Source organism: Mycolicibacterium sp. 624 (assembly GCF_040548615.1).
Classification (GTDB): Bacteria; Actinomycetota; Actinomycetes; order Mycobacteriales; family Mycobacteriaceae; genus Mycobacterium.
Genome location: NZ_JBEPRZ010000003.1, coordinates 231,398 through 244,555 on the forward strand (window position 1 = coordinate 231,398; position 13,158 = coordinate 244,555).

The 13,158-nt window shown below is 66.9% G+C and carries 13 protein-coding genes; 7 read left to right on the forward strand and 6 right to left on the reverse strand.

Features of this window, described 5'->3' with window-relative positions:
- The first annotated feature begins 6 nt into the window (after positions 1-6).
- Positions 7-1,236 (forward strand): acyl-CoA dehydrogenase family protein, encoded by a 1,230-nt coding sequence (locus tag ABIA65_RS14000; protein ID WP_354523911.1) that lies wholly within the window; start codon positions 7-9, stop codon positions 1,234-1,236.
- Between the two features lie 194 nt (positions 1,237-1,430).
- Positions 1,431-1,880, forward strand: coding sequence for a hypothetical protein (locus tag ABIA65_RS14005; protein WP_241405194.1), 450 nt, complete (start codon positions 1,431-1,433; stop codon positions 1,878-1,880).
- Between the two features lie 35 nt (positions 1,881-1,915).
- Here ABIA65_RS14005 and ABIA65_RS14010 read toward each other — a convergent pair whose 3' ends face one another.
- Complete coding sequence (locus ABIA65_RS14010; RefSeq protein WP_241405195.1) at positions 1,916-3,199, reverse strand: cytochrome P450; 1,284 nt, start codon at positions 3,197-3,199, stop codon at positions 1,916-1,918.
- A 220-nt stretch (positions 3,200-3,419) separates the two neighbouring features.
- Here ABIA65_RS14010 and ABIA65_RS14015 point away from each other — a divergent pair, with 220 nt between their 5' ends.
- On the forward strand, positions 3,420-4,991 hold the full coding sequence (locus tag ABIA65_RS14015) for a PPE family protein (RefSeq protein ID WP_354523912.1): 1,572 nt from the start codon (positions 3,420-3,422) through the stop codon (positions 4,989-4,991).
- Here ABIA65_RS14015 and ABIA65_RS14020 read toward each other — a convergent pair.
- Positions 4,988-5,428, reverse strand: a complete 441-nt coding sequence (locus ABIA65_RS14020; RefSeq protein WP_241405197.1) for a hypothetical protein — start codon at positions 5,426-5,428, stop codon at positions 4,988-4,990. The genes ABIA65_RS14015 and ABIA65_RS14020 overlap by 4 nt on opposite strands.
- A gap of 95 nt (positions 5,429-5,523) precedes the next feature.
- Between ABIA65_RS14020 and ABIA65_RS14025 the strand changes: the two genes are divergently transcribed.
- Complete coding sequence (locus ABIA65_RS14025; protein WP_354523913.1) at positions 5,524-7,464, forward strand: flavin-containing monooxygenase; 1,941 nt, start codon at positions 5,524-5,526, stop codon at positions 7,462-7,464.
- Between the two features lie 600 nt (positions 7,465-8,064).
- On the forward strand, positions 8,065-8,508 hold the full coding sequence (locus ABIA65_RS14030) for a hypothetical protein (RefSeq protein ID WP_371747053.1): 444 nt from the start codon (positions 8,065-8,067) through the stop codon (positions 8,506-8,508).
- Here the strand turns inward: ABIA65_RS14030 and ABIA65_RS14035 are convergent.
- A complete protein-coding gene (locus ABIA65_RS14035; protein ID WP_354523914.1) occupies positions 8,505-8,972 on the reverse strand; it encodes an SRPBCC family protein in 468 nt (155 codons plus the stop codon). The genes ABIA65_RS14030 and ABIA65_RS14035 overlap by 4 nt on opposite strands.
- A 61-nt stretch (positions 8,973-9,033) precedes the next feature.
- Here ABIA65_RS14035 and ABIA65_RS14040 point away from each other — a divergent pair, with 61 nt between their 5' ends.
- Both ABIA65_RS14040 and ABIA65_RS14045 read left to right on the forward strand, forming a co-directional pair.
- Complete coding sequence (locus ABIA65_RS14040) at positions 9,034-9,915, forward strand: TIGR03854 family LLM class F420-dependent oxidoreductase (protein WP_241405654.1); 882 nt, start codon at positions 9,034-9,036, stop codon at positions 9,913-9,915.
- Between the two features lie 396 nt (positions 9,916-10,311).
- Positions 10,312-11,184 carry a cyclopropane mycolic acid synthase family methyltransferase gene (locus ABIA65_RS14045; RefSeq protein ID WP_354523915.1) on the forward strand — a complete coding sequence of 291 codons (873 nt, stop codon included), beginning with the start codon at positions 10,312-10,314 and terminating at the stop codon, positions 11,182-11,184.
- Positions 11,185-11,193: 9 nt separating this feature from the next.
- On the opposite strand, the gene ABIA65_RS14050 is transcribed toward ABIA65_RS14045, so the two are convergent.
- The 3 genes from ABIA65_RS14050 to ABIA65_RS14060 are packed head-to-tail and all read right to left on the reverse strand — an operon-like array spanning position 11,194 to position 13,103.
- A complete protein-coding gene (locus ABIA65_RS14050; RefSeq protein WP_241405201.1) occupies positions 11,194-11,571 on the reverse strand; it encodes a thiol-disulfide oxidoreductase DCC family protein in 378 nt (125 codons plus the stop codon).
- A 24-nt stretch (positions 11,572-11,595) separates the two neighbouring features.
- Complete coding sequence (gene speB / locus ABIA65_RS14055) at positions 11,596-12,648, reverse strand: agmatinase (protein WP_354523916.1); 1,053 nt, start codon at positions 12,646-12,648, stop codon at positions 11,596-11,598.
- On the reverse strand, positions 12,645-13,103 hold the full coding sequence (locus ABIA65_RS14060) for an acyl-CoA thioesterase (protein WP_354523917.1): 459 nt from the start codon (positions 13,101-13,103) through the stop codon (positions 12,645-12,647). Before ABIA65_RS14060 ends, speB begins: the two co-directional genes overlap by 4 nt.
- Positions 13,104-13,158 lie beyond the last annotated feature (55 nt).

Consider the following 13,158-nt stretch of genomic DNA (forward strand, 5'->3'; position numbering starts at 1 on the left):
CCGACCATGACACTCGATTCCGTCGCGGCGCGGCCCGCATTCTCCGACGAACCGTTGCGTGGCACGACCGCCGACCGCCTGGCTCGACTGCCAGAGATCGTCGCGGAGTTGCGTCGTGCGGATGCCAACGCCGAGCGGGATCGCATCCTGCAGTACGGCGCCGTCGAGCGAATCCGCCGTGCAGGCCTGCTCGATCTGCGCGTTCCCGCACGATACGGCGGTCCCGGAGGGCGGGTTCGCGATGTGCTCTTCACCGTGATTCAGATTGCGAGGGGCAGTTCGAATGTCGCGCAGTCGCTGCGCGCACACTACGGCTTCGCTGAGCGTCTGCTGAGCAACCGGGCAACCGAACACGAACGGGTGCAGTGGTTTCCGGTCATCAGTGCAGGAACCGTGTTCGGCAACGCGATCACCGACCTCAACGGCAAGGCGCCATCGAGTGCGGACACGACCCTCATCGCCGACGCGGCGGGCGTGCTGCGCCTCAACGGTCACAAGTTCTACTCCACCGGAACGCTTTTCGCCGACGTCATCGCGGTGTCGGCCGTTGACTCCGGTGGCCGTGACCTGCAGGCGATCGTGCCGACGGACCGCGTCGGCGTCGAGCTGTTCGACGACTGGGACGGTTTCGGTCAGCGCCTCACCGCCAGCGGCGGAACCCGATTCGACGATGTTGCGGTGCACCCCGACGAGGTCACCACGATCTCGGACGGTGCGCACCTGGGCCACAGCACCGGCTTCCTGCAGCTGTATCTGGCTGCCGTGGCGGCGGGCATCGCGCACGCGACCGCTGACGACGCGGTGGCCTACGTCCGCGAGCGGGCGCGACCGGCGGCGCACTCGGTGGCCGCGACGGCGGCACAGGATCCGTTCGTGCTGGAGGCCGTCGGCGAGATCGCGGCCAACGCCGCCGCCGCGGAGGCTCTGGTGCTCGTGGCGGCCGACGCGATCGATGAAATCACCGACGCCGGGCGCCAGGACGATGCCGCTGCTCTGGCCGACCTGGCGGTCGTCATCGCCAAGGCGCAACTGATCGCGGAGCGCCTGACGTTGTCGGGTGCGCAACGGTTGTTCGACACCGGCGGCGCATCGGCCACCGCGCGGACACTCAATCTGGACCGGCACTGGCGCAATGCGCGCACCCTGGCCAGCCACAACCCGCTCGCCTACAAGGCCCACGCGACGGGGGACTACCTGGTCAATGGCACCTGGCCGCCGGCCAACGGCTACTTCTGAGCGCTCGGCCCAGCTGAACAGCACCGAGACTGCGGGGAGATCGCGATTTGCTCCGAAACCGCGATCTCCCCGCAGTCTCGGCGGGTGGTGAGCGTGGCGTGGGACCCGGCGTTTGAGGATCGGCGCCGACGGGCATCCGCTCAATCAGCGCGTACGTCAATTCAGCTGACGTACTACCGATTGAAGGAGTCGTCATGACGACCACCGGCTGGATCATCATCGCCGTCGTCGCCGTACTGGCCGTTCTGGCCGTCGCGTTCATCGCGCGTGCAGCGACCCAGCGGAGAAGGCGCGTGCAGGCCGACCGAATCCGCGCGGAGGTGAGCGAGGGCGACGAGCGTCTACAGCGGCGTGAGGCCATCACCGCCGAGACCGAGGCCAAGGCACGCGCGGCGCAGGCCGAATCCGAGGCCAAGGCTGCCGAGGCCGCACGCCTGCAGGAGCGTGCGGCAAGCCACCGCGTCGAGGTCGACTCCGCCCGTGAGCAGCTCGACGAACGCCGTGAGCGTGCCGATGCGCTGGATCCTCGGACGACTCCGTCCGAGGAGACAACCGCATCCGAGGAGACGACCCCGGCCGACGTTCGGCCCGAGGGCCGGGGGGAGCACACCTCCCACCGCCAACCTCGGCGCTCCGTTCGGTAGGCCCGAGGCGAGACCCGTTGCGGGGCAGGCGCTGGCTACCTCCGCGGTGTCCAGGCCACGGGTAGTCGTTTGATGCCGTGGATGAAGGCCGACTGCAGTCGGTCGGGTTCCTCGGTGGCAACCAGGTCCGGGATCTGCCGGTGTAGTTCCTCGAAGGCGACGGTGATCTCGCGGCGGGCAAGGTTCGCGCCAAGACAGAAGTGAGCTCCACCGCCGCCGAAGCCGACATGCGGGTTCGGGTGCCGCCGCAGGTCGAATGTCCACGGATCGGCGAACTTTGACTCGTCGCGGTTGGCCGACCCGTACCACAGCGTGACCTTGTCACCGGCACTGAGATCGACCCCGCCGAGTTCGAGATCGCGTGTGACGGTTCGGCGCATGTAGCTCACCGGTGACGCCCAGCGCACGATCTCCTCGACGGCGGTCGGTGCCATGCCCTCGTAGTCCTGCCACCACGCGTCGCGCTGATCGGTGAACCTGCTCAACGCCAGTACCCCGTGGCTGATCGCATTGCGGGTGGTCTCATTGCCCGCCACGACCAACAGAATGAAGAAGGAGGCGACCTCGCTGGATGTGAGTCGCTCACCGTCCAGTTCGGCCTGCACCAGGGCGGTGGTCAGGTCGTCGCCGGGGTTGCTTCGACGGTCGTCGGCCAGTGCCGAGGCGTAGGCTCCGATATCCATCGCGACGCCGAAGAACTCGTCGAAGTCGGACGTGATGTCGGGATCGCCGAATCCCAGAATGACGTTGGTCCAGTGGAAGATCCGCTGGTGGTCCGACTCGGGGATCCCCATCATGTCGCAGATGATCTGCAGCGGCAGTGGGCCGGCGAGTTCGGCGACGAGTTCGGCGTTGCCGTCGGGATGGTCGGCCAGCATCTTCGCGACCAGGCGTCGTGCTCGGTCCCGGACCGAGTCCTCGATGAGGGTGAGCACCCTCGGGGTGAAGGCACTGCGGACGATGTTGCGCAACCGGGTGTGGCGCGGGTCGTCCATCGCGATCATGGATCCGAAGTACTCGGCGAGTTCCGGGGTCTGATCGCCGATGGTGATGCCGAGCGCCGAGCTGAACAACTCGGGGTGCCGGCTGGCGTGGAACACGTCGTCATACCGCGTGACGGCCCAGTGGCCGCGGCCCGGCTCGAAACCATCCTGGACGAATTCGGGGTGATGCGACACGGGCGCCTCGCGGCGCAGTGTGGCGAAGGCGCCGTCGCGGATATCGTCGTCGAGGGCCCAGAAGTCCCATGACCCGAGGTTGATATCGGAGAGCGGCACGTCGGGCGGCACTGTTCCGTTGACTCGCTGCACCACACCCATATCGCATCACCTCATCGTCGAGAACATGCTCCCGCCGAGATTAGACCCGCCCGGCGTCACCGGCTCGCGGACTGGCCGAGGTGTCGGCGACCCGCCAAAAACATGGCGGCCGTCAATTTCCTCCCACAGTTAGGTTACCCTTGGATAAATTAAGTTAGGCTAGCCAAAGCTACGAAAGGATGTGCCGGGCCCGGTGTGCGGCTGCCCGGACAAAACGCCGATGACCGCTCCCGTGTGGATGGCGCTGCCCCCAGAGGTGCACTCGACGCTGCTCAGTGGGGGGCCGGGCGCCGGACCGCTCCTGGCGGCCGCCGGCGCATGGAGTTCATTGAGCGCCGAGTACGCCGCGGCGGCCGCTGAACTCAGTGCACTGATGGGCACCGTGCTCGGCGGATCCTGGACAGGGTCCAGCGCCGACCGGTATCTCGCCGCACACACGCCCTACCTGGCCTGGCTGTCTCAGGCGAGCGCCAACAGCGCCGGCGTGGCACTCCAGATCGAGGCGGCGGCCGCGTCCTACTCCGCGGCATTGGCGACCATGCCCACCCTCGCCGAGCTGGCCGCCAACCACACCACTCGCGGCGTGCTGGTGGCGACCAACTTCCTGGGCATCAACACGATCCCGATCGCGCTCAATGAGGCCGACTACGCCCGGATGTGGGTGCAGGCCGCCACGACCATGAGCATCTACCAGGCCATCACCGGGGTAGCGGTGACATCAGCACCGCACACCGCACCGTCGCCGCTGCTGCTCGCACCCGGTGTCGGCGAGACGGGCACCGCCTCGGCCACGGGGATGCAGTCGAGGGCGCAGATGAGCGCCGCGGAATCAGCTTCGGCGCTGGCCTTCGCGGATCCGATCGAGGAGCTGCTGTCAGGCTCCGAGCACTTCCTCAGCATGTACCGAGCGCTCAAACAGTTGGTGACCAACCCGATCGGCACCATCTATCAGATCATCGTCGACTTCGCGACGAGCCCGTCGACCGCGATGGTCACCTGGCTGCCGTTGATGTACGTCTTCGCCTACGCGGCGACCTTCGCCGTGATGGGCACGCCGATCTACGCCGCGGTCGCGGGCGCTGCGGCCGGGGTGGCCCTCCCGCTGGCTCTTGGGTTGGCCGGGATGGCCCAGGCCTACAACATCCCGATCGATGAACCCGCGCCGGTCGTTGCCAGCCCCGCCGACCAGCCGAGTGCGGTTGCGATGCCAGGTACACCGGCCAGTGCGGCGAGTGCCGCCGCGCCTGCCGCGCCTGCGCCCACGGCCAGCGCACCGGCACCGGCACCGGCGCCGACGCCCGTGCCCGCCGGTGCCGAGGGTGTGGGGTACGCGATCCGCGGCGATGGGCCGGGCTTCGGCTTCGGCCCGCCGATGCGCAACAGCGCGGGAGCGGTGGCGCACGCCCCGAACAGTGCGGCGGCTGCGGTTGGCGCGGCCGCGTTGGCCTCCAGCCGTGCGAAGTCGAAGGCGCGCAAGCGGCGCGGCGCTGCCGCCAAGGAACGCGGCTATCGATACGAGTTCATGACCATCGACGATGACATCCCGACGCCATCCGGTGAGGGGAAGCCGGCAGCCACCACCGCATCGGGTCACGGCGCAGGGAGACTTGGACTCACTGGCGCCGCCACGAAGCTCACCGGCACCGCCACGAAGTCCGTGGCCACCACCCCCGGCGGGCTGACAACGCTGGCCGGTGACCCGTTCGGCAACAGCGCGACACTTCCGATGTTGCCCGGAAGCTGGGGCGTCGGCGACGAGGGCGAGGAGTCGTCGGGCGGCCGGACCGACTAGTCCCCGGGCCGCGACTCATGGCCCTGACGGCCGTGGGTGCGCCTGCGCTCCTTCATATCGGCCTCGTACGCGTGACGCAGGCCCAGCTGCAGTTCGTCACGCACGGCGCGTTCGTGACGGCGGAACTCCGACCAGTACCCGTCGTCGAACTCCTCCATGATCTGGAACGTCCAGCGCCCGTGCAGCACGTTGAGCCCGACGAGTTCCGTCTCGATGCGATCGGCGATCGCGTCGTGTCCTGCTGCTCGCAGCTCGTCGCAAGCGTTCCCGAGTACCAGGTCGGCATGGCCGATGAGCTGGTGAAACGAGTACAGATGGCCACGCGCGCGCTCGACGTACTCCAGCGCCTCCGACACCTTCCCGACCGCTGCGATGGTGTCGTCGTCCACGCCAGGGGGACGTCGCTGCGGACCGTACGCATCATCGCGCTCGCTCATTCAAGATCAGTACCCCGCCTGAGGGCACATCAACCGCGGCGGGCCATTCCTCCGATACCCTGCGTCGCGGTGCCGCGCCGTGATAGCACCTTGGGGTGCGGAACTCACATGCGGGACAACCCTTTACGACCTCTGATGAGGAGATCGCCGATGCACTGCTCGACGTCAGCATTCCGACGCTGATCTTGTCGCTGGTGCACATGTCGGGGAATCCGGAGCTGATCCGGGGCGCGCTCAAGCCCGCAGGCCTGTTCCTCAACGAGGTGCAGGGATACATGTCCGAGCAGGACAAGGCCGCCGCGCGTGACCTCGCCGTCGGGGTGATCGCGGACTACCGCGACCGCGGCTGCCCCGAGCCCGAGCCGGTGGGCGCCGAGCTGCTCAAGGAGATGATGGAGTGGCTGGTCTGCGAGCCCGTACCCGATGAGTACGTGCCGATGCTGCTCGAGGAGATGGAGCTCGACGGTGTCGATCAGCGAGCCACCCGCGTCGACGACCCGGCGTCCGCGGATGCAGAAGCGCGTGCCGAGTTCCCCGTCGTCGTGATCGGCTGCGGCGAGTCCGGGTTGCTGGCCGGCATCCGCCTCAAGGAGGCCGGCATCCCGTTCACCATCATCGAGCGCAATGCGGGCGTGGGCGGAACCTGGTATCAGAACACCTACCCGGGCGCCCGCGTCGACGTGGGAAACCACTTCTACTGCTACAGCTTCGAACCGACCGACCAGTGGACGCACTACTTCGCCGAGCAACCCGAACTCCAGGCGTACTTCGAGGACGTCGCAGCGCGGTACGGCATCGGCCCGCACATCAGGTTCGACACGGAGGTGACGGGTGCGATATGGGATGACGCAGAAGCGTCCTGGACGGTGTCGGTGCGCGACGGCGATGGCAACCCGTCCACCCTGTCCGCGCGGGCGCTCATCAGCGCGGTGGGCCAGCTGAACCGGCCCAAGACTCCCGATATCGCCGGCCAGACCGACTTCACCGGTCCGGCCTTCCACTCCGCGGAGTGGGATCACTCGGTGGACCTGCGCGGTAAGCGCGTCGCGATGATCGGCGCCGGGGCCAGCGGATTCCAGATCGCACCGGCCATTGCCGAGGAGACCGAGCACCTCACGGTGTTCCAGCGCACCGCGCAGTGGATGTTTCCCAACCCGAACTACCACGTCGAGGTGGGCCCGGGCGTGCAGTGGGCACTGCGGCATCTGCCCTTCTACGGGCGCTGGTACCGGTTCTTGCTGTTCTGGCCCGGTTGTGACAAGGGGCTGGACGCCGCGCGGGTCGATCCGGACTATCCCGATCAGCAGCGTGCGGTCAGTGAGATCAGCGAGATCACCCGGCTGGTCTTCACCGAGTGGATCACCAGCCAGCTCGGGGATGACGCCGACCTGGCCGCCAAGGTGGTGCCGGACTATCCGGCCACCGGCAAGCGCACCCTGCAGGACAACGGCAGCTGGCTGCGCACCCTGACGCGTGACGACGTCGACCTGGTACGGACGCCGATCGCCCGCATCGAGTCCGATGCCGTGGTCACCGAGGACGGGAGCCGCCACCCCGCCGACGTCATCGTCTACGCCACGGGCTTCCATGCCAACAAGGTGATGTGGCCGATGTCGATCGTCGGGCGGGACGGGGAGGACCTCTGTACGCGGTGGGGTGAACGTCCCGTCGCCTATCTGGGCATCACGGTGCCCGGGTACCCGAACCTGTTCTGCATGTACGGCCCGGGCACCAACCTGGCCAGTGGCGGCAGCCTGATATTCCACTCAGAGTGCCAGATGCGCTACATCACCGCGTGTTTGGAGCACCTGATCGGCAGTGGCCACAGGTCGATGGAACCCCGGCAGGATCGCTGCGACGACTGGGTTCGGCGCAGCCAGGACGAAATGAGCAGGATGGTGTGGGCGCAGCCGTCCATCACTCACTCGTTCTACAAGAACAGCTTCGGCGAGGTGTACACACTCAGCCCGTGGCGGCTGGTGGACTACTGGACCTGGACGCGCGACGTCGACGCGGGTGACTTCGTACTCCGCTGAAGATGGCACCGGCTGCCAGCAGCAAACGATCACCAGCGAGGCACTGCCATCGAATCAGCAACCACACCAGCAACATCCATTGCATGTGCGTCCGGCCGTAGGGGGTCAGCCAGTGGCTTGCGAACAACGTCCACAAAGCGGTGACCTGGGCAGCGGCGACGAAAAGCTGTGCGCGGCGGTCGCATCCGATCTCATGTGCAATCAGGGCGGCGAACGCTGGCGCTGGGGGGCGGCTGGTCGGCCGAACCCCGGTTCAGGTGTTACCGGCCGATGGCCAGCATGTACACCTCGTCGAACCAGTATCCGCGGCCGAATATTGTTGTAGTGCAATGCAGAATCGCGATATCCCGGAGATCGCCAGCACACCCCGAGTAGCAAACTCCGGGTCCGTCCGCCCATCGTCGGTCATCGACGCCGACACTGACGGGTTGGGACACCGTGCCGGTAACGCTCTGCGCGGCGGCGACGATGATCAAAGTAGGGTCACATTTGGGGTCACATCAGGGTGTGCGAAACGAGCGTGACCGCGTCGGCATCGGATTGCACGGGAAGTCATCTCGTGGTATTCGCCGTCGATGGTCACGGGTAGGAGTGACGACAATGAAGCTGCGCAGGATCGCCGAGTTGACGGCGACCGCCGTGATCGCGAGCGGACTGGCCATGGGTTCGGCCGTTGGGGCAGCGCCCGTGACGTCCGCCGCACCAGCGGCGCCGGTACCGCTGAAGCCGGGACACGGGGGAGACGACTGGTGCCGCCCGTGGTGTGACAACGGCAACAACGGCAACGGCCGCGGCGGAGGACCCAAGTGGGACAAGGGCCCGTGGTGGGCCAACAACAAGCACGACTGGTGGGACGACCGCAACGGAGCACCGCCGTGGGGTTGGGGACCGCCGCCGCCGTACCACTGGAACGGTGGGCCGCTGCCGCAGTACATCGACTACTACGGCTATCGGGCCAATCCGGTGTGGAACGACGGCAACCGGCAGTGGGGAATCTGGGTGCTCGGGCAGTGGATCCCGGTCTTCGGCGTCGGGGTGAACTAGACCGCGGGATCGTCGGCTTCGACGACGGCCTTGATCCGCTGCAACGTGGTGCGCATGTCGCGCTCGTTGCGTCGTCGTCGAAGCTGGCCGCCGAGCACGCCGAACAACGAGGTGAAAAGCCCCTCGGTCATGCGGAATGACTCGGTGACATCGGTGCCGCCGTCCACCTTCTCGAACCGGTAGTGCCAGTTGTTCACCGGCCGGTCGCCGACGAGCACCTCGAAGCCGAACTCGCGGCCGGGATCACAGGCTGTCACTCTGCAGGTCGTCCAGTAGACGGGACCGATCTCATTGCGCCGGACGTGACCGCGGAACTTCGCGCCGAGCGCCGGACCGGTCGCACCGTCGAGCCATTCGGCTTCGAAGGTCTCCGGGGAGAACTTGCCGGTGTTCCGCACGTCGGAGACGAGGTCCCAGATGGTCTGCGCGGGTGCCGACATAGGCACCGTCACGGATGCATGCATGAGCCCATTGTCAGACAGGCCAACGCGGCGCGAGTGGATATGGCGTTAACGTGGGCTCGTGATGAAGATCCGCTTCGGCGTCGGATTGGCCGGCGACACCGCACCCGAGGCCCTGCCCGCACTCGTCGATCGACTCGAAGCACTCGGCATCGACTCACTGTGGTTCTCGGAGTTGGTGTACTCCAACGCGGTTGACCCGTTCGTCGGCATGGCGTTCGCCTTGTCCAGGACCGCGCGGCTCAAGGTCGGCACGTCAGTCGTGGTGCTACCCGGCCGCCATCCAGTCCTGGTCGCCAAGCAGTTGGCCTCGTTGGCCGCGCTGGCACCCAAGCGGGTCCTTCCGGTGTTCGGGCTGCGTTCGGCACTGCCCGCCGAACGCGCGGCCTTCGTCGTGCCGGACGGACGCCGTGCGGCGGTCTTCGACGAGTCGTTGCGGTTGTTGCGGGCCGCTCTGGAATCCGACGGTACGAGCTTCTCGGGTGAGTTCTTCGATGTGCCGACGGTCGCGGTCCAACCCCGGCCTGCCGCGGGCCTCGACATCTGGCTTGGCGGCTCGGCGCCCGCAGGCTTCCAGCGCATCGGCCGTCTCGCGGACGGCTGGCTCGGCAGCTTCCTCACGCCCGACGAGGCGCGGCGCGGACGGGTGCTGATCGAGGAGGCGGCTGCCGATGCGGGGCGATCGATAGAACCCGACCACTTCGGCATCAACCTGGCGGTCAGCGACGCCGGACTCAGCGATGACCTCACCACAGCGGTACGCAGACGCAGACCCGACGTCGACCCCGCCGAACTGGTTGCCGACGGGTGGCCCGCGCTGCACCGCCTCATCGACGGCTACCTGAAGGCAGGCCTGACCAAATTCGTGGTCCGCCCCGCCGACGGCGCCTCGATCGACGGGTTCGTCGACCGGTTCGCCGCCGAACTCCTGCCCCGGGAGAACTGACACCACCGCCGCAACCACCTTCTGACCGTGGCCTGCGGCTTAGCCATGTTCGCACGGCGCCGCCGTGTAGCGGACGGGCAACCCGTGAACTTCATGATCACGCTCAGTGCGGGGCGTGCAGACCCCCCGGCACTTCGGTAACGGCGCAGATCAGCGGCAAAGGTCGCACAGCAAACTCCGAGGCCGGTCCTCATCCCGAACGCAGGCGTAGCTTCTCTCGGTGATTACGGCATGGTGACGTGGGGTAGAGAAGTGAATGTCCAATTCGCTGAGCCCGCGAAAACTCGGGTACTGTAAATAAGCTGCGCTGATGCACGGGGGAGGCTCTCCAGCCGAGTGGAGCCACAGACGCAGCCGAAGAACATAGAGCCAGAAGGCTAGGACTTGCAAGAGACAATGACCGACACAAAAGGCCTGAAGCCGAAGTTCGAAGACGTACAGGCGCATTACGATCTGTCTGACGACTTCTTCCGGCTGTTCCTCGATTCGACGCAGACGTACAGCTGTGCGTACTTCGAACGCGACGATATGACGCTCGAAGAGGCGCAGCTCGCCAAGATCGACCTCTCACTGGGCAAGCTGGGCCTCGAGCCGGGCATGACGCTGCTCGACATCGGCTGCGGCTGGGGCGCGACCCTGAAGCGCGCCATCGAGAAGTATGACGTCAACGTTGTCGGCTTGACGCTGAGCAAGAACCAGCAGGCCCACGTGCAGGGCGTGCTCGATCAGTCGGACAGTCCACGCACCAAGCGCGTACTCCTGGAGGGCTGGGAGCAATTCCACGAGCCCGTCGACCGCATTGTGTCGATCGGGGCCTTCGAGCACTTCGGTCGCGAGCGCTACGACGACTTCTTCAAGATGGCCTACGCGGCGCTGCCCAGCGGCGGCGTGATGATGCTGCACACCATCATCAAGCCAAGCGATGCGGAGTTCACCGAACGCGGGCTGCCTCTGACCATGACGAAGCTCAAATTCTTCAAATTCATCATGGATGAGATCTTCCCGGGCGGTGAGCTGCCCCACGCCTCCAAGGTCGAGGAGCACGCGACCAAGGTCGGCTTCGAACTCACGCGGGTACAGCCACTCCGGTTGCATTACGCCCGCACGTTGGGCATCTGGGCGGCGGCGCTCCAGGCCCACCGCGACGAGGCCATCGCCATCCAGTCCGAAGAGGTCTACGACCGGTACATGAAGTACCTCACCGGCTGTGAGGAACTCTTCACCGAGGGCTACACCGACATCTGCCAGTTCACGCTGCGCAAGGACTGACCAGCGCCTTCAGCAGGCAACGGGGTGTGACTCGCAATACGGCGTGGTCCCGGGGAACCGGTACCGGTGCGAGGCGACCCACCGGTAGACAGCTTCCTGCAGCCGGCCCACCCCGGGCAATCGGTAGACGCGAAGCGGGAGTCGAGTGCCCCATGCGGCGGCCAGCGCAGCGTTGATCGCCTCGGCTCCGGCATACACCGTGCCCGTCGAGTCGCGCCACCAAGAGGACTCGTACATCCGCTCCTCGGAAACACCCAGCAGTTCGGCTGTGCCCGCCTGCTGAAACGGGCAGATTTCGAGATCGCCCGTCCGGTTCATTCGGACGATTCGGTTCACGGCGCGCGTGCACATGCCACATACGCCGTCGAAGTACAGCGTTCCAGTCATGACCTCATTGTGCGCCTGGCCGCATCACGATTGTGCGCCCGGGCGCGCAGGAGGGCCCGCTGTACCGCCTGCCGCGTCCCGGCGGCGTGCTGCCATGCCCGCGAGTGCCTCCAACACGACGCGGTGCGCGGCGTTGACCGTCAGTTCGGCATGGTCGTAGGCGGGGCTGACCTCGACGACGTCGACGCCGGCGACATCGTGCTCGTAGCAGAGCCGGCGCACCATCCGCAGCAGGTCGGCACTGGTGATGCCGCCGGGCTCGGGCGTGCCGGTGCCCGGGGCGTGCGCCGGGTCGAGGACGTCGACGTCCACCGACACATAGAGCTTGTCGGCCTTGGCGAGTGCCTCACCGACCGCGTCGGCCATGACGGCCTTGAATCCGCGCTCCCAGATCTCCTGCATGGTGTGCCACACCATGCCCTGTTCGAGCATCCACTCGAAGGTGTCCTGCGGCGGCCAGTACCCGCGCAGGCCGACCTGCACGAAGTGCGTGCCGGGCACGGCACCCGACTCGATCAGGCGCCGCATGGGTGTGCCGTGGCTGGCGAGGTTGCCGTCGATGATGTCGGCGGTGTCGGCGTGTGCGTCGAAGTGGACGATGCCCACGTTGCCGTAACCGTGCACGTCGGCGACCGCGGTGGCCGAGGGCCACGTTATGGAGTGGTCGCCGCCGAGGACGACGGGCACTATGCCGCGCGAGGCGACGGCGTGCACTCTCTCCCGAATGTTGTTGTGGGACACCTCGGTAAGGCCGTGCGGGCAGTGCGCATCACCGAAGTCGACGACCTCGAGCCAGTCGAATATCTCCAGCCCCAGGTCGAGGTGATAGGTCCCCGGCTCGTACGCCGTGGCACGGATCGCCCGCGGGCCGAACCGTGCACCCGGCCGGTTGGTCGTCGCCACGTCGAACGGTGCTCCCACGATGGCCACGTCGGGACGCCAGGAGTCGAGTTGCTCGGTCTCGGTGAGGAACGGACGGTGCCCGAAGGTGGCCAGCCCGGAGTACGGCAGGTCGAGCTGTTCGGCCAAGCCGGGCGGCAGGTCGCGTTGCGGCCCGTCGTCGTGCTCGTGGCTCATTGGCCGAGGGTACCGCCCGGCGTCAGCCGTTGGGCCGCAACGGAAATCAATGCGTCGCGCAGAAGGTCCGGTATCGCACGCTTGGTCCAGTCCTGTGTGGACACCACGACGTAGACGTTGCGCCCGTGGACGGCGATTCGCTCGGCCGAATCACCTGCGCCGCACCGCCACACCTCGAAGCCCAGCGTAAAACTCGTCGTCCCGATGGCCTCGCACACCACGGCCACACGCACAGTGTCTCGCCAGCGGACCGGCGCGAGGTAGTCAATCTCGGCGTGCACCACCTGAACGTCGTAACCTGCGGACGCCAGCTCGGGAAATGACACGCCGAGGTGGTCGAAGAACGCGGTCGACGCCTCGTCGAACCAGGTGAGGTAGTGGCCGTTGAACACCACCCCCTGCTGGTCGATCTCGGCGTAGCGGGGGACGACCGGAAGAGAGAACGGCTGACTCACGCCAGTCACCATGCCCTGCCGGGGCGATCCGGGCAATGGACGACGCGGCTACGCT

Excerpts from the sequence above, each read along its gene's own strand:
- speB (WP_354523916.1), bottom strand. The coding sequence starts at position 12,648 with ATGAGCCACGAGCACGACGACGGGCCGCAACGCGACCTGCCGCCCGGC.
- ABIA65_RS14030 (WP_371747053.1), top strand. The coding sequence starts at position 8,065 with ATGAAGCTGCGCAGGATCGCCGAGTTGACGGCGACCGCCGTGATCGCG.
- ABIA65_RS14020 (WP_241405197.1), bottom strand. The coding sequence starts at position 5,428 with ATGAGCGAGCGCGATGATGCGTACGGTCCGCAGCGACGTCCCCCTGGC.
- ABIA65_RS14015 (WP_354523912.1), top strand. The coding sequence starts at position 3,420 with ATGACCGCTCCCGTGTGGATGGCGCTGCCCCCAGAGGTGCACTCGACG.
- ABIA65_RS14035 (WP_354523914.1), bottom strand. The coding sequence starts at position 8,972 with ATGCATGCATCCGTGACGGTGCCTATGTCGGCACCCGCGCAGACCATC.
- ABIA65_RS14000 (WP_354523911.1), top strand. The coding sequence starts at position 7 with ATGACACTCGATTCCGTCGCGGCGCGGCCCGCATTCTCCGACGAACCG.
- ABIA65_RS14050 (WP_241405201.1), bottom strand. The coding sequence starts at position 11,571 with ATGACTGGAACGCTGTACTTCGACGGCGTATGTGGCATGTGCACGCGC.
- ABIA65_RS14045 (WP_354523915.1), top strand. The coding sequence starts at position 10,312 with ATGACCGACACAAAAGGCCTGAAGCCGAAGTTCGAAGACGTACAGGCG.
- ABIA65_RS14040 (WP_241405654.1), top strand. The coding sequence starts at position 9,034 with ATGAAGATCCGCTTCGGCGTCGGATTGGCCGGCGACACCGCACCCGAG.
- ABIA65_RS14010 (WP_241405195.1), bottom strand. The coding sequence starts at position 3,199 with ATGGGTGTGGTGCAGCGAGTCAACGGAACAGTGCCGCCCGACGTGCCG.
- ABIA65_RS14005 (WP_241405194.1), top strand. The coding sequence starts at position 1,431 with ATGACGACCACCGGCTGGATCATCATCGCCGTCGTCGCCGTACTGGCC.